Below are 19,787 nucleotides of genomic sequence, written 5' to 3'. Positions count from 1 at the left end.
CCCGAAGAGCCCCGGGCAGCAACCGCTGCCCGGGGCTCTCTCCGTTCACAACTCAGGACCAGCACCGCGCGTCGCGGACGACCGGACCACAATCGGGCGCGCCGCGCCGGAGGCGTCCTGAATTGCGGACACACACCATCTGCGGTCCCTTCGTTCACAACTCAGGAGACCCGTCGCGTGGCGCGACTCGTCAGCGGGGCCCGGGGACGGACACGCCGGAGACGTCCTGAATTGCGAACCTCAGTTAGTCGGTGAGGCCGTTCGCCTTCGCGACGTTCCCGAGCCACGCGAGGCTCGGCTTGGGCGTCCGCACGAAGGTCTCGCGGTCGACGGCGATGAGGCCGAAGGTCGGCCGGAAGCCACTCGCCCACTCGTAGTTGTCGAGCGCGCTCCAGTGGAGGTAGCCCTCCAGCTGGATCCCGTCCTGGATGCACGCGTGCAGCTCTCGGAGCGCACCGTCGGTGTAGTCGATCCGACGCGTGTCGTCGGAGGTCGCGATGCCGTTCTCGGTGATCATGATCGGCACGCCACCGGACAGCTCCCACGCGCTCCGCACGCCCTCGGCGGCGGCCGGCGGGTAGAACTCCCAGCCGGTGAGCGTCGTCTCGACGCCGTCCTCGACGGGCAACGGCCCCTTCGGCCCGATGAACGTGCGCGTGTAGGCCTGGACGCCGAGGAAGTCGTCGCCGGCGGACTGCTCCAGGTACCAGTCGTCGCGCGGGTAGCCGTACTCGCGCAGCATCTCGTCGGAACCGGGCTCACCGTTCGAGCGGAACGCCTGCGTCGCGATCGTCCAGCCGGACTTCAGCCCCGAGACCTGCGAGAGCACCTCACGCGAACGCTTGTGGGACTCGAGGAGCGCATCGGCGACGAACAGGTCCGGGTTGGGGAGCCCGTACGCGACGAGGTTCGCGGCGTCCTCACCACCGGCGAGCATCGCGGCGATGTTCGGCTCGTTGATCGTGCAGACGTGCTCGACACCCTCGCCGACGATCGGCAGGGTCAGCTCGGTGTACCGCGCGAAGAGGTCGGCGGCGTCCTTCGCCCGCCAGAACCCGTCACGCTCGAACCAGCGCGGCACCGTGAAGTGCATGAGCGTGACGACCGGGTTGAGCCCGAGCTCGTGCGCGGTGTCGACCATACGGCGGTAGTGGTCGACCTCGGCCCGCGAGACGACGCCGCGCTCGGGCTCGATGCGTGCCCACTCGATGCTGAAGCGGTAGGTGTTGAGCCCCGCGTCGGCAAGGAGCTGCATGTCCTCGCGGTAGCGGTGGTAGCTGTCCATCGCGTCGCCCGAGGGCTCGACGATGTTCGTCCCGGCTTCGTGCTCGTGCACCCACCAGTTGCTGTTGATGTTGTTGCCCTCGATCTGGTGGGCGGCGGTGGCGGCGCCCCAGAGGAAGCCGTCGGGGAAGGTCAGCACGGGTGTTGCTCCTGTTTCATGTTGGGGTGTTGGCCCTGCGACAAGCTCAGGGACCGGGAGGGGTGGCTCAGGGCCCGGAGAAACCGCAGGGGCGGGACGGGCTCAGCGCTTGGCGCGCGCCGGGTTGGGGACCGCGTCGAGCAGCTGGATCGTGTACGGATCCTGCGGGTGCTGCAGGACGTGCGCGGTCTCGCCACGTTCGACCACACGGCCCTGATTGAGGACCATGATGTTGTCGGTCACGAGTCGCGCCGACAGCAGGTCGTGCGTGATGTAGAGCATCGAGACACCCCACTGCTCGCGGAGGTCCTCGAGCAGCGCGAGCACGCCGGCCCGGAGCGACACGTCGAGCATCGACACCGGCTCGTCGGCGATGAGCACCTGCGGGTCGCTCGCGAGCGCCCGGGCGATCACGACGCGCTGCCGCTGTCCTCCGGAGAGCTGGTGGGGAAGCTTCGCCGCGAACTGCTCGACCGGCGAGAGCCCGACCGTCTCGAGGAGCTCGAGCACGCGCTTGCGGACGGCGTCGCCCTTCAGCCCCGTGAAGTTCACGACCGGACGGGTGAGCGTGTACTCGACCGTGTGCAGCGGGTTGAGCGCCGCGTACGGGTCCTGGAAGATCATCTGCACGTTCTTGTGCAGATTCCGGATGCCCTTGCGGTTCAGCTGGGCGACGTCGAGGTCGCCGAAGCGGACCGCGCCGGACGTCGGCTTCTCGATGCCCGTGATGAGCTTCGCGATCGTCGACTTGCCGGACCCGGAGGCCCCCACGAGGGCGAGCGACTGCCCGGGTTCGAGCGTGAACGACACGTCGTCGACGGCCGTCACCGCGGACTCACCGCGACGCGGCGGCGGGTACACCTTCGAGACGGCGTCGACGACGACCGCCGACTCCGCCGAACGACCGGCGCGCGACGAGGCCTTGCCCGACTCGGAGCTCGCGCTCGTCGCGGTCGGGACACTCGTCGTCGTGCCGGAGACGGGAGCCGTGCCCCGGTTCGCCCGTGAGGGGAAGCCGGGCAGCTCGACGACCGCTGCACGCGGGTCGGCGTAGTGGCTGAGCAGCATCCGTGTGTACGGATCCTGCGGACGCTCGAGGATGTCGCGGCTCGGGGCGTCCTCGACGATGCGGCCCTCGTGCATGACGAGCACGCGCTGGGTCGCCTCGAGGACGACGCCGAGGTCGTGGCTGATGAGGATGGCGGTGAAGCCCTCCGACTGCTGCAGCTCGGTGATCGTGTCCATGATCGCGTGCTGCACGAGCACGTCGAGCGCGGTGGTCGGCTCGTCGAACACCATGAGTCGCGGTTCGAGCGAGAGGGCGAGCGCGATGGACACGCGCTGACGCATACCGCCGGACAGTTCACCTGGGAAGCGGGCGAGGACCTGCGGCGTGAGCCCGACCTTCTCGACGAGCTCCGCCATCCGTGCATCCCAGCGGTCGCGGGAGACGTGCCCGTGCGCCTTGAAGATGTCGACGAAGTGGTTGCGGATCGTGCGGACCGGGTTGAGCGCGTTCATGCCCGACTGCAGCACCATGGCGAACCCGCCCTGACGCTGCTCGCGGAGCGCTTCCTCGTCGAGCTCGCGGATGTCGGATCCGCCGAAGAGGATCTGGCCACCGTTGATGCGGGCCGGCGGCTTCTGGAGCCGGGTGGCCGCGAAGCCGAGCGTCGACTTGCCCGAGCCCGACTCGCCGACGAGACCGATGAACTCACCGGCGCCGACGGAGAACGACACGTGGTCGACGGCCTGCACCGGTGCGGCACCGACGGACTCGTAGACGACGGAGAGGTCGCGGACCTCGAGCAGCGCTCCCGTGCCGGGGGCCGGAGCCGGTGCGCTGTCGGCCTGGAGGTTGACGGCGTTCATCGGGACTTCCCTTCACGGAGGCGCGGGTTGCTGATCGCGTCGACACCGAAGTTGATGAGGGTGAGGCTCATCGCGAGGAGCGCGATGCAGAGACCGGGGGCGAAGAGGAGGATCCACTGACCGGTGAGCAGGGCGTTGGAGTTCTGCGCCCAGTAGAGGATCGTTCCCCAGCTGACGATCGACGAGTCGCCGAGTCCGAGGAACTCGAGGCCCGCCTCGGCCAGGATCGCGCTCGTCGCGGCTCCGAAGAAGCCACCGGCGATGAGCGAGGTCATGTTCGGGAGGATCTCGTTGAACACGATGCGGAACGGGCGGTCGCCGGAGAAGCGGGCGGCCGTCACGAAGTCCCGCGATCGCAGCGACTGCGTCTGGCTGCGGAGCACGCGGGCACCCCAGGCCCACCCGGTGATGACGATGACCGCGACGATCATCACCAGTCCACCGTTCTGGAGGTACGCGGCGATGACGATCATGAGCGGCAGACCCGGCACCACGAGGAACAGGTTGACGATGAAGTTCACGACCTCGGCGCCGAAGCCCTTGATGTAGCCCCAGCTGAGACCGATCAGGACGGCGACGATCGTCGACAGGATGCCGGCGATGAAGCCGACGGTGACGCTGATCTGCGAGCCGTAGATGAGCTGACTGAGGACGTCCTCGCCCGCCGCCGTCGTCCCGAACCAGTGCTCGGGGCTCGAGTCGGCGTTCCGCGGGAAGCCGTCCTGGCTGGCACCGTACGGGGCGAGGAGCGGCGCGAAGATCGCCACGAGGATGAAGAAGCCGAGGATGATCAGGCCGAGGCGTGACTTCCAGTTGGCCCAGAGCGTCGCCGCCGATCGACCGATGAAGGCGAACTTCCTCGGCGGACGGACGGCTTCGTCGGACTGCAGTGTCTTGACGTGCTGTGTGGTGGTCATCGGCGGGTCCTTGGGTCGAGTACGCCGTACAGGATGTCGACGAGGAAGTTGGCGACGAGCACGCTCACCGTGATGAGCAGGAAGAGCGCCTGCATGAGCGGGTAGTCCTGACCGATCACCGCGTTGAACAGGAGGAAGCCGATACCGGGGTATCCGAACACCTGCTCCACGAGGATCGAGCCACCGACCACACCGCCGAGCGCGAGCCCGAAGCCGGTGAGGTTCGGGAGGATCGCGTTGCGGGCCGCGTACTTGACGGCGACCGTGCGACCGCGGAGTCCGTTCGCCTCGGCGAAGGTCACGTAGTCGTCACCGAGCGTGTTGATCATCGCGTTGCGCATGCCGATGATCCACCCGCCGAGGCTGGTGACGAGGATCGTCAGCGCCGGCAGCACCGCGTGGTACGCGACGTCGACGATGAAGTCCCAGGTGAAGGCCGGCGAGGCCGTCGGTCCGAAGGCGCCCGAGGTCGGGAACCAGTGGAGGACGTACCCGGCGAAGAACAGCAGGAGCAGCGCGGTCCAGAAGTACGGGAAGGTGCTCGCGAAGGTACCGGTCAGGGTCGGCAGGGCGTCGAGCCAGGTGTTCCGTCGCCAAGCCGCCAGCACACCGATGAGCGTGCCGAGGATGAACGCGACGATCGTGACGATGCCGAGCAGGATGATCGTGTACGGGAACGCCTGCCAGATGAGCTCACCGACCGACTGCGGGAAGAAGGTGTACGAGACCCCGAAGTCGAGGGTGACGACCTGGTGGAGGTACGTGACGTACTGCTCCCACAGGTTGCCGCCGGGGACACCGAGCTGGGCCTCGATCGCCGCCCGCGTCGCCGCGGAGACGGGGCCGTTCTGCGCGAGCTTCGCGATCGCGGCGTCGGTCGGGGAACCGGGCATGAGCCGCGGCAGGAGGAAGTTCAGCGTGACGGCCGCCCAGAGGGTGAGGACGAAGAGACCGAGTTTGCGCACCATGTACACGGTCACTCACCGTCCTTCCGGAGCTTGAGGTGCGTGAACACGAGGAGCGGGGTCTGGTCGTAGGTCTGCAGCGGCGCGTACGGGTTGTCCGCATCGGGCCAGCCGGTGAACTTCTTGTCGTTGTAGAGGCCCCAGAGTCCGCCGTAGTACATCCCGATGACCGGGAAGTCGCTGTAGACGATCTGCTGCATCTGGTGGCTCAGCCCCAGGCGGGTCGCCTCGTCGGTGGTCGCCTTGTACTGGGCGAGCAGTGCGTCCATCTGCGGGTTCCGGTAGCGACCGAAGTTGCTGGACGTCGTCTCGCCGAGCGGCTTGGCGAACTCGCTGTTGAAGCTGTTGTTGAAGCCCTGGAACATGATGCCGTTGCCCATGCCGCCCATCGCGACCTCGAAGGTGCCGCTCTGGATGGCCTGCTGGTAGCCCGGGGGCTGCGGCTGCTTGATCTGCACGTCGATGCCGAGGGCACCGAGTTCCTTGCGGACCTCCTGCACCGCACGCAGCCAGTCGGCGTAACCGTTGGCCGTCGTGATCGAGAAGCTGAACTGCTTGCCCGCCGCGTCGACGAGCTTGCCGTCCTGCTGCGTGTACCCGGCGGCGGCGAAGGCCTCGAGGGCCCCGGCGGTGTCCTGGGTGATCATGCCCTGGTTCGGCAGGGTCGGGTCGAGTTCGTCCTCCTGGTTGGGGAGCATGAGGCTCGACTGGCCGGCGGCACCGAGGTAGCCCTCGGTCGCCGCGTCGGCGATCTTGTCGCGGTCGAGCGCCAGGGCGATGCCGCGGCGGACGTCGACGTTGTCGAACGGGGCGACGTCCATGTTGGGTACGAGCCCGATCACGCCTCCCGGCGGGAACCAGAACTTGTTGTGGTCGTTCGCCGCGCCCCAGGTACCTTCGACGTTCGACAGGAACGAGTACGCCCAGTCGAAGCCCTTGGTCACGATGTCGAGCTCGCCGGTGGCCGCGGGGATCACGAGGTGGTTGACCTCGATCTTGTCGGCCTGCCAGTACGTCTCGTTCTTGTCCATCGTGTACTGCTGCGAGGTGTAGTTGCCGAGGACGTACGGCCCGGTGCCGACCGGGTTCGGGTTCCGCCAGGTGTCGGGGCTCTTGACGTCCTTCCAGATGTGCTCGGGGACGATCAGCGTCTGCGAGACGATGTCGGCCGCGGGGGCGTCGTCGTCGAGCAGGTGCATGATGACGTGCTGGCCCTTCACCTCGACCGTGTCGATGTGCTGCCAGGCACCCTTCTGGTCGAGCGTCGGGTACTGCTTGATGAGGTCGAAGGTGAACTTGACGTCCTCAGGGGTGAAGTCCTCACCGTCCGACCAGGTCGCGCCCTCGCGGATCGTGTAGTCGATCGTGCGCGCGTCGGGGAGGTCGACCTGCTCGGCGAGCCACGGCGTCTCCTTGCCGTCGAGCACGTTGATGATCACGAGCGGCTCGTAGATGTAGCTCGAGGCCGACCGCTTGTTCACGAGGTAGGGGTTGAAGTTCCGCTCGAGCATCGGGGTGCCCTTGTCGGAGGCCAGCAGCATCGTGTCGGCGGGGATCGAGGGATCCGGCTCACTCTTGATCTGGATGCTGCAGCCGGAGACGAGCAGGGCCGCCGCGGCGATCATCGCCGCCGCTCCGAGTCGTCTGCGCCTGCGGACCTGGGTCCGCTCGTGCGTCGTGTGCGTCATCGCCACCGTCCTTGCTGAAGTCTGTACCCGTTGAGTGTAAGCGCATACATTGGCCTATGCAACCCGTGTCGGATTTCCCGTCTCGTTCGCAACTCAGGACCGCCCCGGCGCGGCGGCCGCGCGGCGCACGGACGCGGCGCGGCACGCCGAGAACGTCCTGAATTGCGAACGCGAGCAGAGGCGATGGTCAGGACGTGACCGGCTCGGAGCTCTCCCGGAGGAGGACCTCGACCGGCAGGCGGACGGACATCGCCGGGAGCTTCGGTTCGGCCAGCCGGCGGGTGAGCGCCTGCACCGAGACCCGGCCGAGGGTCTCCATCGGCTGGCGCACGGTCGTGAGCCGGGGCGTCGAGAGGCGGCCGGCGTCGATACCGTCGAAGCCCGTGACGATGAGCTCGTCCGGAACCCCCACCCCGGCGATCCGGGCGGCATCGATGACACCGAGCGCCATCTGGTCGTTGGCGCAGACCACGGCGCGCGGCAGCACACCGCGACCGAACAGCTCCCGACCGACGCGACGACCGCCCTCCCGCGTGAAGTCACCGCGCAGCGTCGGCGCGTCGGGGACGTCGAGCGACCGCTCGGCGAGGGCCGCCTGGAAGCCGCTCCACCGTTCCGCGTCGTCGGGCGAACCGAGGCTCCCCGACACGTACTCGAGCTCGCGGGCGCCCAGGTCGTCGATGAGGTGCGCCGTGAGGGTCCGCATGCCCTCGGTGTTGCTGACCGAGACGTGGTCGAGGTCGTCGCCGCGACGGGGTCCGGCCATGACCACGATCGGGACGTGACGCGACAGCCTCGCGAGTTCCTCCTCGCTCGCACTGCCGGCGAGGACCATCAGCCCGTCCACCCGGCCCGCCATGTCGCGCACGGTCTGCGTCGCCGTCGACCCACGGCCGACCCCGACGAGGAGCGCGAAGCCGCTCCGCCAGGACTCGAGCTCGCAGCCGCGAAGGACCTCGTCGAAGTACAGGTTGAGCGTCCTCGTGTCGGTCCGCTCGGGGATGTCGCGGACGACGCGGGCTCCCCCGGCGGCGGCCTCGTCACCCTCGAGCGCGATGTCGCCGAGATCGTCCATGGCGTCGAGCCCCTGGAAGAACAGGCCGATGACGCCCGTGCGCCGGGCCGCGAGTCCACGGGCGGCACCGCTCGGGACGTATCCCAGCTCCGCGACCGAGGCCAGCACCTTGTCGCGGGTGGCCGGCTTCACATCGTCCGGCCGGCCGAGGACCCGCGAGACGGTGGCGATGGAGACGCCCGCGTGGTGCGCGACGTCGTAGACCGTCGGCGGTTTCGTCATGGGAACGCCTTCCTTCGGGGACCAATGATACGCAGGGCATCACGGTCGTCCGGTCGGCGACGGCCGCGGGATGCCGTGCGTGACCGGTCCGTCTTCCGTCACGGGACCCGGCGCTTCGGACGGCTCGCGCCATCCGCGGAGCGCATCGAACCCGAACGTTCGCTGAATTCCCGACGCTTGTCGGGCAGGCGGTGGACGCGCGCTGGCAGACTGCGGAGATGACCGATCTGCAGGCGAAAGCCACCCTCCTCAACTCCCTCCACCAGCCGGGTACGCCCCTCATCGTGACGAACGTGTGGGACGCCATCACCGCCAAGGTCGTCTCCGAGGCGCCCGGCGTGGTCGCCCTCGCCTCCGCGAGCCACTCCGTCTCGAACGTGCGCGGCCTCGAAGACGGCGGCGGGCTCGACGTCGACGAGGCGATCGCCGCCGCGAAGATCATCGTGAGCGCCGTCGACCTGCCGGTGACGATCGACTTCGAGAAGGGCTACGCCGACGACGCCGCGGGTGTCCGCGAGAACGTCCGTCGCCTGATCGTCGAGGCCGGTGCCGTCGGCATCAACCTCGAGGACTCCGTCGGCGCGGCGAAGGCCCCGCAGTTCCCGATCGAGGAGGCCGCGGCCCGTGTCGCCGCCGCTCGTGCCGGAGCCGAGGACGCCGGTGTCCCGCTCGTCATCAATGCCCGCGTCGACACCCTCGCCGGCGACCCCGAGGCGTGGGACGAGGCTGTCGCACGCGCCAACGCCTACCTCGAGGCGGGCGCCGACGTGATCTTCTTCCTCGGACTCGGCACGGAGGAGCTCGTCGCGAAGGCGATCGAGCAGGTCCACGGCCGCATCTCCGTCATCGGCTACCCGGGCGCCGTGCCGCTCAAGCGCCTGGCGGAGCTCGGCGTCTCCCGCGTCAGCTTCGGACCCGGCACGCTCGGCCTGACGCTCGCCGCCCTGCAGCGCGCCGCGACCGGCCTCACCGAGCTCGGCGAGTACCCCGAGGACCTCGGCTTCTCCTTCGAGCTCTAGCCTCGACCGACGACCCTGTCTCAGGAGTTCCCGGGCGCGGCGCCGCATGACGCGGGCGGCGCACCGACGGACTCCTGAGACAGGGTCGCGGCGTTCGATCAGGACGTCAGGAACCAGTACCAGATGATGAGCATCGTGACGAGGAACCCCGTCAGGAAGTTCAGGCGGAGGAACCGCTTCCAGCCGGCGTTCGCGCCCTCGGCGTCCTCCTCGCGGAGGTTCCAGAACGGCAGCACACTCGCCGCGTACGGCAGGGCGAGCAGGCCGGCGAGCGGGATGGGCCACGGCGTCACGAGCATGAGTGCACCACCGGCGAGGTAGGCGACGAAGGCGAAGCGCACCGTCGGGGCCGCTCCGATGACGGTCGCGATCGACCCGATGCCGCCCTCCCGGTCCGCGATGATGTCCTGCACCGCGCCGAAGGCATGGCTGGCGATGCCCCAGAGGAAGTAGCCGACGAGCAGGGCCCAGAGCGCCGGGGTGAACACCGCGCCGGCGAGCACGAGCCCGTAGACCGCCGGGCTCACGAAGTGCGTGCTCGAGGTGAGCGAGTCGAGGAACGGCCGTTCCTTGAACCGCAGGCCTGGCGCACTGTAGGCGACGAGTGCGAAGACGCTGATCGCGAGCACGAGCCAGGACAGCGGCGACCCGACGACCACCAGGTAGACGAGGAACGGGACGTTCGTCGCGATCGCCGCGAAGATCGTCAGCCGGTGCATCCGCCGGTCGAGCACCGCGCCCTCCACGCCGCCCTTGCGCGGGTTCCGGAGGTCGGACTCGTAGTCGAACACGTCGTTGATCCCGTACATGGCCAGGTTGTACGGGATGAGGAAGTAGAGCGTCCCGAGCCAGAAGGTCAGGTCGAGCTCGCGGGTGGTCAGCAGATAGGCCGCCGCGAACGGGTAGGCGGTGTTGATCCACGACAGCGGTCGTGAGGACAGCACGAGCTGGCCGAGTCGGTTCATGCCGGGTCCTCCTGGGACGGGGATGGGGAGACGGGAGCCGGGGTGCGACGTTCGAGCAGCACCCAGAGCGAGGGCAGCAGGACGGCGGCGGCGATGGCGTAGGCGAAGTCCTCGAGCGGGGCGACCCCGATGAAGGCGCCGGAGATGAGCTCGGGGTCGTAGCCGACGAGCCCGATCCCGATCATGACGTTGTCGAACAGGGCGGTCATGAGGAGCAGCACGACGAGGACGCCGCCGACACCGAGCAGCCAGGTACCGGCCGTCGGGCCGCTCCCTGGCGCACCGCGGCGACGGCGGGCGTCGAGCCGCACGACGGCGAGGAGGGCGACGACCGCCACGACGGCGAGGAACCACGCGTTAAGTCCGGCGTACGTCATCGTCCGCTCACCCCGGTGGCGGCGTCCGTCCCTCTGGCCGTGCGCCCGGTCAGGTGCCGCGCCGCCCCGAAGAGGTTCATCGTCAGGTAGCAGAGGAGGGTCAGGAAGAAGACCTCCTCGATCGGCAGCTCCGGAGCGATCTGCAGTCCGGTCATGAACGAGGTCTCGCCGCGGAAGAAGATCCCCAGGCCGATGCCGAACAGGTCCCAGACGAGGAAGAACACGACGCCGACCGGCAGGATGACGGCGGCGCGCCGCCGGTCCGCCCAGAAGAACAGTCGGAACCGCCGGTCGAGCATGATCATCCCGGTGATCGAGACGAGGAGCGCGAGCAGGTACAGCAGACCCATCAGTCGGCGGCCACGGAACGTCTGCGCAACGGCACGGGCATCGGCCCGGTCGTGATGTCGCCGCGCATGCGCTTCACGACGAGCTCGGCGCTGATGAGGCACATGGGGAGCCCGATGCCGGGGATCGTGGAACCACCCGTGTAGTAGAGGCCGTCCACCTTCTTGCTGACGTTGCCGCTGCGGAACATGGCGCTCTGCGAGAGGATGTGCGCCGGCCCGAGCGAGGTGCCCTTCCACACGTTGAGGTCGTTCACGAAGTCGGCGGGACCGACATCGCGGCGGACGACGATGCGGTCGGCGAGGTCGGGCACGCCGGCCCAGGCGGCGATCTGCGCGATGGCCGCGTCACCGATCTCCGTGACCCGGGCGTCACCGCCACCGCCGATGGTGGGGTCGGCCGGAATGGGCACGAGGATGAACAGGTTCTCGTGTCCTTCGGGGGCGACCCCGGCGTCGGTGGCGCTCGGGCGGCAGACGTAGAGCGATGCCGGGTCGGGCACGCTCGTCACCTCGCCGAAGATGCGGCCGAAGTTGTCGCGCCAGTCGGTGGTGAAGAACAGGCTGTGGTGCAGCAGTTCCGGCAGCTCACCGCGGACCCCGAGCATGACGAGCACGGCGCCGGGGCCGGCGGTGCGCTTCTCCCAGTACTCGGCGGGGTAGGTCTGCAGCTCACGCGGGAGGAGCGTCGTCTCGGTGTGGTGGAGGTCGGCGGCCGACACGACGTTGTCGGCGTGCAGGAGCTGACGGCGACCGTCGACATCGACGTAGTTGACCCCGGCGACACGCGAGCGACGACCGGCGGGCATCGTCGTGATGCCCGTGACCTCCGCGCCCGTGACGATCTCCACGCCCTCGGCGCGGGCCAGCTCGGCGATGGTGTCGATGATCCGGGAGAACCCGCCCTGTGGGTAGAGCACGCCGTCCTCGAGGTCGAGGTAGCTCATCAGGTGGTACATGCTCGGCGCGTCGAACGGCGAGGACCCGAGGAAGACCGCCGGATACCCGAGGATCTGCTGCAGGCGGACGTCGGAGACGGTGCGGGCGGTGAGCGTGTCGAGGTCCTCGGTCAGGAGCTTCGCCAGCTTCGGCATGCGCGCGAGGACCTCGCGGCTCGCGAGCGTCCGGTACGACTCGAAGGTCGTGTAGAGGAAGCTCCGGATCGCGATCTCGTACGTCTCCTTGGCGCTGCGGAGGTACTCGTCCATCTTCGCGCCGGCACCGGGCTCGACGGACTCGAACAGGGCCAGGTTGTCGGCGCGGTTCGCGGCGAGGTCGAGGTGGCCGTCGCGGCCCTCGGAGTAGACCCGGTAGGCCGGGTCGAGGCGGCCCAGGTCGAGCTGTTCCGCCGCCGAGGTGCCGAGGAGTCGGTAGAAGTGGTCGAAGACCTCAGGCATGAGGTACCAGCTCGGCCCCGTGTCGAAGGTGAACCCGTCCTGCTCCCAGGTGCCGGCCCGCCCGCCGAGCACGTCGCGGCGTTCGAGCAGGGTGACCTGCTGACCGTCACGGGCGAGCAGGGCCGCGGTGGCGAGTCCGCTGATGCCGCCGCCGATGACGACGGTGCGGGTGGGGGAAGTGGTCATGACAGGGAGCTCTCGTCGATCGTCGGGATGGAGGCGGTGGTGCCGGTGGAGGTGGGCGTCCGGCCGGCGAGTGCGCCGGCGGCGATCCGCAGCTTCACGGGGTCGGGGACGCGCACGCGGGTGCGGACGAGGTCCGAGGCGGGGGTGGTGCGGATCCGTCTCGCCAGTTCGGAGAACAGCTCCTGCGCGAGTGCGACGGCACGACGACTCGACTTCGGCAGCTGGGCGAGCACGGCGGCCGAGCGGTCGAGGTCGGCCTCGATGTCGTCGAGGAGGCTGTGCTTCTGCGCTTCGGTGAGGTCGTCGACGGCGACGCCCGGGAAGTAGCTGCGGCCCAGTTCGTCGTGGTCGGCCGAGAGGTCTCGGAGGAAGTTGACCTTCTGGAACGCCGCGCCGAGGCTCCTGGCTCCGACGACGAACGCGGCGCGCTGGGCGTCGTCGATGTCGTGGCCGCGCAGGAAGATCCGGAGGCACATGAGGCCGACGACCTCGGCGGAGCCGTACACGTAGTCGCGGAAGGTCTCGGGCGTGTGGACGGTGCGCGAGAGGTCCGCCCGCATGGACGCGAAGAACGGCCGGGTGAGGTCGGTCTCGATGCCCGCCGACCGCGCGGTGATGGCGAAGGCGTGCACGACGAGGTTGCTGCTGTACCCCGTCTCGACGGCGTCCTCGGTGTCGCGCTCGAGGGCGTCGAGCATGGCGAGGACCCGCTCGGGGTCGAGCCCGGCGGCCGCGGCGACCCCGTCGACGATCTCGTCGGCGATCCGGACGAGCGCGTAGACGTTCTCCACGTCCTGCCGGATCTCGCCGCCGAGGAGCCTGGCCGCGAGCCCGAAGGAGGTGGAGTAGCGCCGGATCACGATGCTGGCCGTCTCCTGCGCGACCCGGTCGTAGAGTCGTCGGGCGTCGCCGACAGCCGAGTCGTCGTCGTTCGGGTGCCCCGTCCCGTTGCCGCCCGCGGTCATCGCGACCGCTCGAGCACCGTGGCCACGATGGGACGCAGTTCCTCGCGGAGCTGCTGTGGGATGCTCGGCGACGCCAGTTGCTCCCAGGCCCGATTGGCGTAGTCCCCCGCGAGCAGCGTCGCGTGCTGGCGCGCACCTGTGGAGGTGAGGACGTCCCGCAGCACGGCGGCACCGTCCTCGTCGAGGTCCGGGTCGCCGAAGAGGTGCTCGACGGCGTGCCATTCGGGCTGCTCGGCGGCGAAGGCCACCATGACCGTCAGCTTGCCCTCGCGGAGGTCGCCGATCGTGGTCTTGCCCGTGGTCTTCGCGTCGCCGAAGACCCCGAGGACGTCGTCGATGATCTGGTAGGCGATGCCGATCTGCTGCCCGAACGCGCCGAGGGCGTCGATCGTGGCCTCGGGCGCTCCGGCCAGGACCCCGCCGGACTGCAGCGGCGCCTCGAAGGAGTAGTACGCGGTCTTCAGGCGTTCCATGCGGATGATGTCGTCGACCGTCGGGACGACGCCGCCGACGGTGAAGTCGACGTCGGCGAGTTCACCGGCGGCCGACGCGGAGATGGCGTCGTCGAGGATCTCGCGGAGGCGGGTGCGGACCGAGTCGGCGCTGCCGGCGCGGTCGATCAGACGGTAGGACGCCGACAGGGCGAGGTCGCCGGCGATGACGGCGACGGACATGCCACGGTGCTCGGCGAGCGGCAGGGGGATGCCGGCGGTCTGCGCGATGTCCCGGTAGCTGCCGGAGACGTTGGGGCTGCCGCGCCGCACGAAGTCGCGGTCGATCACGTCGTCGTGCACGATCAACGCGGTGTGGAGGAGCTCGTAGGCGGCCGCGACATGGGCTGCCGCGACGACGTCGTCTCCGCCGAGCGCCTCGTAGGCGGTCATGACCATGCGTGGGCGGAAGCGCTTGCCGCCGGCCATGCTGCGTTCGATGGTCTCCCAGAGCCGCAGGTACCCGGCGCCGCCGAACGACACCGCCTGCGTCTTCGCCAGTTCGAGGAACCGCTCGAGGGCGTCCTCGACCTGGTGCTGTTGCCGGTAGGGCACGTCGACGACGTGGTGGGTCTCCATAGCACGAGGCTACTTCACCGAGCCTGGAGATTAGTACGCTAGCTGTCCATTCGCGTTCACCCCGATCGTCGGGGAGAATGGACACATGTCGGTACCCGAAGAACTCGTCGTCCTGCTCGCCGAGGACGGCACCCGCATCGGCACCACGCCGAAGGCGACCGTCCACACGCAGGAGACGCCCCTCCACCTCGCGTTCTCCTGCCACGTCATCGGTCCCGACGGCCGCATCCTCGTGACCCGCCGCGCCCTGTCGAAGCTCACTTGGCCGGGTGTCTGGACGAACTCGTTCTGCGGACACCCCGGCCCGGAGGAGGACAGCGTCGACGCGGTCCTCCGCCGTGCAAGCGCCGAGCTGGGCCTGCCGATCTCGGCGCCGCACCTCGTGCTGCCCGACTTCCGGTACCGCGCCGTCGACGCCTCCGGCGTGGTCGAGTACGAGATCTGCCCGGTCTACGTCGCCTACACCGACGCTGTACCCGAGCCGAACCCGGCCGAGGTCATGGAGTGGGCTTGGGCCGAGCCCGCATCCCTCCTGGAGTCGGTCGAGCGCGCGCCCTTCGCGTTCAGCCCGTGGCTCACCCTGCAGCTGCCGCTTGTCGTCCCGCTCCTCGCGGAGACGCCCGCGCGCTGAGTCTGCTCGGTGCGGCGCCCCTCCGGAGGCGTCGGCCTCGTCGTCACGCGCCGCGGAGCGCCTCGACGGCCGCGGCCAAGCGCTTGTCGCGCGTCGCGTCCGTCTTCGCGAGCGCGATCGGCTCGGCGAGCGCACGCTGCCGGCTGAACGACAGCGCCCCGTAGGCGGCGAGCGCCTGCTCGTCACCCGCGAGCACCTGCTCGAGTTCCGGCGGCAGGGGGAAGACCCGGGGAGCCGTGTCGACCTCGAGTTCCACCTCGACCTCGTCACGGCCGGCGACCCCGGCCGCAGCCCGGTTCGCGGCGCTGAGGGCGATGAGGAAGCGGCCACCCATCGGCGTGATCGTGCTGCGGTACGTGGTCGCGCCGACGGTCACGACGACCGGGACGCGCTTGCCGGCGCCGAGCTCGTCGATGACGGCGTCGGGGACGAGGATGCCGGTGTTGTTGCCCTGCAGCTCGATGACGGTGCGGAATCTCATGCGCTCAGTATGGTCTTCGGTGCCCGTGCCGTGAAGACCAGGACGAGGGAGCCGGCGACGACCCCGATGCCGAGGAGCTGGCCGAGGCTCAAACCCTCACCGAGCACGGCGACCCCGAGGAGCACGGCGACGACCGGGCTCAGCAGCCCGAGGAACGAGACGGAACCGACCGGGAGGACGCCGATGCCCCGGAACCACAGGGCGTAGGCGAGCGCGGTGCCCACGACGGCGAGGTAGGCGTAGCCGCCCACCGCGGCGGGACCGGGTGCGTCCGCGGGCAGCCCTTCGACGACGAGGAGGACCGGCACGAGGACGAGCCCGCCGGCGACGAGCTGCCACGCCGTGACCGCCAGGCCCGACACGGGGCTCGACGAACCCTGGTCGCGGCCACCAAGCCGCCGACCCGTCGACGGCCGGCCCCACCGCTTGCTCAGCACCGAGCCGAGGGACATGGACACCGCACCGGCGAGCGCGGCGACGACCCCGACCACGTCGAGACGTGCGTCCGCCTGCAGCACGATGAGCGCGACGCCGCCGATCCCCGCGAGGCCGGCGAGGACGCGGCGGAGGGTCAACGCCTCCCCGACGAGCAGGCTGGCGAGGACGGCGACGAGGACGGGACCGATCGCGCCCATGGTGGCCGCGACCCCGCCGGGCAGGCGGTAGGCGGCGAGGAAGAGGAAGGCGAAGAAGGCGCCGATGTTGAGGGTGCCGAGGACGAGGGACCGCCACCACCAGTCACCGACCGGCAGGGTGCGGGTGATCGCGAGCAGCAGCAGTCCGGCGGGCAACGCCCGGAGGACCGCGGCGAGCAGCGGCCGTCCGGGCGGGAGCAGTTCGCTCGTGACGAGGTAGGTGGTCCCCCAGCTGACGGGGGCGAGCGCGGTGATGGCGGCGACGCGGAGGTTTTTGCTTAGCACTGAGCAAATATAGCTCAGCGCTGAGCGAATTGCTAGAGTGGTCGCATGAGCACGCGCGTCGACGACATCCTGAACCAGTGGCGAGCCGAGCGACCCGAGCTCGACGTCTCCCCCATGGCCGTGATCGGACGACTCTCCCGAGCCGCGACGACGGTGGACGCCCGCCTCGCGGCGACCTTCGCTGCACACGGCCTCGACAGCGCGTCGTTCGACGTCCTCGCGACCCTCCTCAGGGCCGGCGCCCCGCACGAGCTCCCCCCGAAGGACCTCGCCCACTGGTCCATGGTGACGTCGAGCGCCATCGCCCAGCGCGTCAACAAGCTCGTCGACCGCGGCCTCGTGACCCGTCGACCGAGCGAACACGACGGGCGCGGGACGGTCGTCGCCCTCACGCCGGCGGGGAAGGACCTCGTCGAGGAGACCCTCCCGGACCACCTCGCCGCCGAAGAGCGGCTCCTGGCAGGCTTCTCCGCCACCGAGCGCGAACAGCTCGCGTCACTCCTCGAACGCCTCGCCGACGCCTGAGCCACCCCGGCGGGAGCCTCAGACGATGCGGCGCCCCTCGTTGTGCTCCTGCAGCCACCAGCTGGCACCCTCGTCGTCGGACACCCAGCTCTCCCACGTGTAGGAGGACTCGGTGATCGCGCTGAAGTTCCACCGGATCAACTTGTCGTCGTTGCGGGTGCCGTCCTGCCGGATGCCGTCCGAGCGGTGCGGCGTCGCCACGAGCTGGCAGAACTCGCCGCGGCGCGGTTCGACGTAACTGACCCGCCATGCACCCATCAGCCGGTCGTAGACCCGCAGCGCGGTGCTCACCGTCTCCCAGCCCGACGGCTCGTCCTCGTTCACCACGAGTTGGACGTCCTGCACGGCGCGGCCCTCGAGGACGTACGACACGATCCAGCGGAAGTCGGACTCCACCCACTCGCCGGTCTCGTCGTCCAGCCGCTTCGAGTGCACGTCCCAGGAGCCGACGAACTGCCCGAACCGCACCATCCGGCGCGGGTAGAACGGCGTCGGCCCGTCTGCCGTGATCGCGCTGGCGAAGTCCGGACGCTCTGACGTGCTCATGGCGGAGCCTTTCTACTGGTCCACCAGCGGGCCCGCGGTCGGAACGCCCGCCTCAGACCTCCGTCAGCGCTGCGTCTCGCCGACGTCGGTCCGGTGGAAGTTCTGGAAGGAACGGGAGGCGGTGGGTCCACGCTGTCCCTGATACCTGGAACTGTACTCGCTCGACCCGTAGGGGCGCTCGGCCGGCGAGGTCAGCCGGAAGAAGCACATCTGGCCGATCTTCATGCCCGGCCACAGCTTGATCGGCAGGGTCGCGACGTTGCTGAGCTCGAGCGTGACGTGCCCCGTGAACCCGGGGTCGATGAAGCCGGCGGTCGAGTGCGTCAGCAAGCCGAGGCGGCCGAGGGAGCTCTTCCCCTCCAGCCGCGCGGCGACGTCGTCCGGGAGGGACACGCGCTCGTACGTGGACCCGAGGACGAACTCGCCGGGGTGCAGGATGAACGGCTCGTTCGGCAGGGTCTCGATGAGCCGGGTGAGTTCCGGCTGGTCTTCGGCGGGATCGATGAACGGGTACTTGTGGTTGTCGAAGAGCCGGAAGAAGCGATCGAGCCGCACGTCGATCGACGAGGGCTGGATCATCTCCGGCGAGTACGGGTCGAGCGCGATGCGGGAGGCGTCGAGTTCGGCTTTGATGTCACGGTCCGAGAGCAGCACGCTGTCAGTGTATCGGCCGGGAGCGCGGCGCCGAGGGCGGGTGCGCTCGCGCGGATTCGCTACGATGCTCGCACGGCGACGACTCCCCCGACCGGGCGGCGAGCAGTCGGCGCCGCAGCGACCCGGAGGCCTCTGATGACCAGACCGCACGTCCTGATCCTGCAACACGTCGCCTGGGAGCAGCCCGCCGTGCTCGGTGAGGTGCTCACGGCGTCCGGCATCGACTGGACGCTCGACACCGTCGTCTCGCGTCGCGAACTCCCGCCGGAGCGCGAGATCACCGGCTTCGACGGCCTCGTCCTCCTCGGCGGTCCGATGGGGGCGCTCGACGTGGAGGAGCACCCGGGCCTCGGTCTCGAGGCGCAGCTCGTCCGCGACGCTGCGGTGCTCGGCATCCCGGTGTTCGGCATCTGCCTCGGGCATCAGCTCATCGCGACGGCCCTCGGGGCGACGCTCCACAGCGCGTCCGCGCACGAGGTGGGGGTCGGCGACGTCGAGCTGCTCGTGGACGGCGAACTCGGTATGCGTGGCGAACAGGTCCCCGTGCTGCACTGGCACGGCGACGTCGTCGAGGCACCGCACGGGGCCACCGTGTTGGCATCCTCGCCCTCGACGCCGAATCAGGCGTTCCGGATCGACGACCGGGTGTTCGCGACCCAGTTCCACCTCGAGGTGGACCCCGCCACACTCGACCACTGGCTCGAGGAGCCCGCGATGCTCCGCGACCTGCCGTTCGTGACAGGCACCGCCGCCGAGGCCGCCGATCGGTTGCGGGCGGACCTCGCCGCCATCGCGGAGCCGATGCGAGCGGCCGGCGAGCGACTGTTCGGCGCCTTCGCCGACGCGGTGCTGCGCCGGACGAGCGTCGACCCGTCACTGCGCTGACGACCGACGCTCCGGCGCGTGCCATGGCCCGGACACAGCGAAGCGGCCGGAACCCTGAGGTTCCGACCGCTTCGTGAAGCTCGAGTTCGAGCTAGAGGGCCTTGCGACCCGTGATCGTCCTGATCAAGAACGCGATGATCGCGATCGCGAGCAGCACGAGGCCGACCCACAGCAGGAAGTTGAGGGACTGGACGAACCCACCGGTGATGGCGAGAACGATGGCAACGACGATGACGATGATGAGCAGGATGTTCATGGTGAAGCTCCTTTCGCAGAACTGTGACCACCGTATTGGGGTGCGGTCATTCCGTCCTGGGGTTGACATCGTCCGCGGCCGTTCCGATACGCGCGCGGAGCGCCCCCGCGTTGCACACCGCGCGGGGGTCGGGCGACGACGCCTCTTCGGCGGTTACAGGAGGCCCGGCTGGTCCGCCGGATCGCCGTCGCCGGGCTCGGGACGCGGGTCATCGTCCGTCGGCGCCGCCATCGGGTCGTCGCTCTCGGGGGCGTTGTCGGGCAGCGCTCGGGAGATGGCCTCCTGGGCGTCCCCGATCGCGTCGTCGATCTCGTCTCGTGGGTCACTCATGCTGATTCCTTTCGTCGTGTGGAGACCGTAACGCGCAGCACGCGCTCGTGACAGCCCCTGGCGGGACCACC

General features: G+C 69.6%; 22 protein-coding genes. 4 read left to right on the top strand and 18 right to left on the bottom strand.

Features of this window, described 5'->3' with window-relative positions; translation table 11 throughout:
* Positions 1 to 244: 244 nt before the first annotated feature.
* The 6 genes from QRN26_RS09580 to QRN26_RS09555 form a co-directional block, all read right to left on the bottom strand.
* Positions 245 to 1,423: a glycoside hydrolase family 1 protein gene (locus QRN26_RS09580; protein ID WP_285036367.1), complete on the bottom strand. Its 1,179-nt coding sequence runs from the start codon at positions 1,421 to 1,423 to the stop codon at positions 245 to 247.
* 102 nt (positions 1,424 to 1,525) lie between these two features.
* Positions 1,526 to 3,295, bottom strand: coding sequence for an ABC transporter ATP-binding protein (locus tag QRN26_RS09575; RefSeq protein WP_285036366.1), 1,770 nt, complete (start codon positions 3,293 to 3,295; stop codon positions 1,526 to 1,528).
* The gene (locus tag QRN26_RS09570) at positions 3,292 to 4,212 is read right to left on the bottom strand and encodes an ABC transporter permease (protein WP_194668983.1); all 921 of its coding nucleotides are present in this window, start codon (positions 4,210 to 4,212) and stop codon (positions 3,292 to 3,294) included. The genes QRN26_RS09575 and QRN26_RS09570 overlap by 4 nt, the downstream gene beginning before the upstream one ends.
* Positions 4,209 to 5,180: an ABC transporter permease gene (locus QRN26_RS09565; RefSeq protein WP_056011596.1), complete on the bottom strand. Its 972-nt coding sequence runs from the start codon at positions 5,178 to 5,180 to the stop codon at positions 4,209 to 4,211. The genes QRN26_RS09570 and QRN26_RS09565 overlap by 4 nt, the downstream gene beginning before the upstream one ends.
* An 8-nt stretch (positions 5,181 to 5,188) precedes the next feature.
* Complete coding sequence (locus tag QRN26_RS09560) at positions 5,189 to 6,865, bottom strand: ABC transporter substrate-binding protein (RefSeq protein WP_082498535.1); 1,677 nt, start codon at positions 6,863 to 6,865, stop codon at positions 5,189 to 5,191.
* A 187-nt stretch (positions 6,866 to 7,052) separates the two neighbouring features.
* On the bottom strand, positions 7,053 to 8,162 hold the full coding sequence (locus QRN26_RS09555; RefSeq protein WP_285036365.1) for a LacI family DNA-binding transcriptional regulator: 1,110 nt from the start codon (positions 8,160 to 8,162) through the stop codon (positions 7,053 to 7,055).
* 218 nt (positions 8,163 to 8,380) lie between these two features.
* On the opposite strand from QRN26_RS09555, the gene QRN26_RS09550 reads away from it, so the two are divergent.
* Positions 8,381 to 9,181 (top strand): isocitrate lyase/PEP mutase family protein, encoded by an 801-nt coding sequence (locus QRN26_RS09550; protein ID WP_056009092.1) that lies wholly within the window; start codon positions 8,381 to 8,383, stop codon positions 9,179 to 9,181.
* A 98-nt stretch (positions 9,182 to 9,279) separates the two neighbouring features.
* On the opposite strand, the gene QRN26_RS09545 is transcribed toward QRN26_RS09550, so the two are convergent.
* Genes QRN26_RS09545 through QRN26_RS09520 form a run of 6 tightly spaced genes read right to left on the bottom strand, consistent with a single transcriptional unit; the run spans position 9,280 to position 14,488 of the window.
* The gene (locus tag QRN26_RS09545; RefSeq protein ID WP_056009095.1) at positions 9,280 to 10,146 is read right to left on the bottom strand and encodes a prenyltransferase; all 867 of its coding nucleotides are present in this window, start codon (positions 10,144 to 10,146) and stop codon (positions 9,280 to 9,282) included.
* Positions 10,143 to 10,523, bottom strand: coding sequence for a lycopene cyclase domain-containing protein (locus QRN26_RS09540; protein ID WP_056779367.1), 381 nt, complete (start codon positions 10,521 to 10,523; stop codon positions 10,143 to 10,145). Before QRN26_RS09540 ends, QRN26_RS09545 begins: the two co-directional genes overlap by 4 nt.
* Positions 10,520 to 10,873, bottom strand: coding sequence for a lycopene cyclase domain-containing protein (locus QRN26_RS09535; protein WP_285036364.1), 354 nt, complete (start codon positions 10,871 to 10,873; stop codon positions 10,520 to 10,522). The genes QRN26_RS09540 and QRN26_RS09535 overlap by 4 nt, the downstream gene beginning before the upstream one ends.
* Complete coding sequence (crtI, locus tag QRN26_RS09530; protein ID WP_285036363.1) at positions 10,873 to 12,453, bottom strand: phytoene desaturase family protein; 1,581 nt, start codon at positions 12,451 to 12,453, stop codon at positions 10,873 to 10,875. Before crtI ends, QRN26_RS09535 begins: the two co-directional genes overlap by 1 nt.
* Positions 12,450 to 13,418, bottom strand: coding sequence for a phytoene/squalene synthase family protein (locus QRN26_RS09525; protein ID WP_285036362.1), 969 nt, complete (start codon positions 13,416 to 13,418; stop codon positions 12,450 to 12,452). Before QRN26_RS09525 ends, crtI begins: the two co-directional genes overlap by 4 nt.
* On the bottom strand, positions 13,415 to 14,488 hold the full coding sequence (locus tag QRN26_RS09520) for a polyprenyl synthetase family protein (RefSeq protein ID WP_082455943.1): 1,074 nt from the start codon (positions 14,486 to 14,488) through the stop codon (positions 13,415 to 13,417). Before QRN26_RS09520 ends, QRN26_RS09525 begins: the two co-directional genes overlap by 4 nt.
* Positions 14,489 to 14,573: 85 nt before the next feature.
* Between QRN26_RS09520 and idi the strand changes: the two genes are divergently transcribed.
* Positions 14,574 to 15,119, top strand: coding sequence for an isopentenyl-diphosphate Delta-isomerase (idi, locus tag QRN26_RS09515; protein WP_056779373.1), 546 nt, complete (start codon positions 14,574 to 14,576; stop codon positions 15,117 to 15,119).
* A gap of 43 nt (positions 15,120 to 15,162) precedes the next feature.
* Here idi and QRN26_RS09510 read toward each other — a convergent pair whose 3' ends face one another.
* Together QRN26_RS09510 and QRN26_RS09505 are read right to left on the bottom strand one after the other, a co-directional pair.
* Complete coding sequence (locus QRN26_RS09510; RefSeq protein WP_285036361.1) at positions 15,163 to 15,600, bottom strand: YdeI/OmpD-associated family protein; 438 nt, start codon at positions 15,598 to 15,600, stop codon at positions 15,163 to 15,165.
* The gene (locus tag QRN26_RS09505) at positions 15,597 to 16,520 is read right to left on the bottom strand and encodes an EamA family transporter (protein ID WP_285036360.1); all 924 of its coding nucleotides are present in this window, start codon (positions 16,518 to 16,520) and stop codon (positions 15,597 to 15,599) included. The genes QRN26_RS09510 and QRN26_RS09505 overlap by 4 nt, the downstream gene beginning before the upstream one ends.
* A 45-nt stretch (positions 16,521 to 16,565) precedes the next feature.
* On the opposite strand from QRN26_RS09505, the gene QRN26_RS09500 reads away from it, so the two are divergent.
* Positions 16,566 to 17,045, top strand: a complete 480-nt coding sequence (locus QRN26_RS09500) for a MarR family winged helix-turn-helix transcriptional regulator (RefSeq protein WP_285036359.1) — start codon at positions 16,566 to 16,568, stop codon at positions 17,043 to 17,045.
* An 18-nt stretch (positions 17,046 to 17,063) separates the two neighbouring features.
* On the opposite strand, the gene QRN26_RS09495 is transcribed toward QRN26_RS09500, so the two are convergent.
* Entirely contained in the window at positions 17,064 to 17,591 is a 528-nt protein-coding gene (locus QRN26_RS09495; protein WP_285036358.1) for a hypothetical protein, read from the bottom strand.
* 63 nt (positions 17,592 to 17,654) lie between these two features.
* The gene (gene dcd, locus QRN26_RS09490; RefSeq protein ID WP_056009122.1) at positions 17,655 to 18,245 is read right to left on the bottom strand and encodes a dCTP deaminase; all 591 of its coding nucleotides are present in this window, start codon (positions 18,243 to 18,245) and stop codon (positions 17,655 to 17,657) included.
* Between the two features lie 135 nt (positions 18,246 to 18,380).
* On the opposite strand from dcd, the gene QRN26_RS09485 reads away from it, so the two are divergent.
* Positions 18,381 to 19,130 carry a type 1 glutamine amidotransferase gene (locus QRN26_RS09485; RefSeq protein WP_082498536.1) on the top strand — a complete coding sequence of 250 codons (750 nt, stop codon included), beginning with the start codon at positions 18,381 to 18,383 and terminating at the stop codon, positions 19,128 to 19,130.
* A gap of 91 nt (positions 19,131 to 19,221) precedes the next feature.
* Here the strand turns inward: QRN26_RS09485 and QRN26_RS09480 are convergent, their stop codons facing one another.
* Together QRN26_RS09480 and QRN26_RS09475 are read right to left on the bottom strand one after the other, a co-directional pair.
* Positions 19,222 to 19,386, bottom strand: a complete 165-nt coding sequence (locus tag QRN26_RS09480) for a hypothetical protein (RefSeq protein ID WP_162852292.1) — start codon at positions 19,384 to 19,386, stop codon at positions 19,222 to 19,224.
* A gap of 153 nt (positions 19,387 to 19,539) precedes the next feature.
* Entirely contained in the window at positions 19,540 to 19,716 is a 177-nt protein-coding gene (locus QRN26_RS09475; RefSeq protein ID WP_157579855.1) for a hypothetical protein, read from the bottom strand.
* Positions 19,717 to 19,787: the final 71 nt, after the last annotated feature.

Source organism: Plantibacter sp. ME-Dv--P-095 (genome assembly GCF_030209365.1).
Classification (GTDB): Bacteria; Actinomycetota; Actinomycetes; order Actinomycetales; family Microbacteriaceae; genus Plantibacter.
This window is presented reverse-complemented; position numbering and strand designations above follow the sequence as displayed.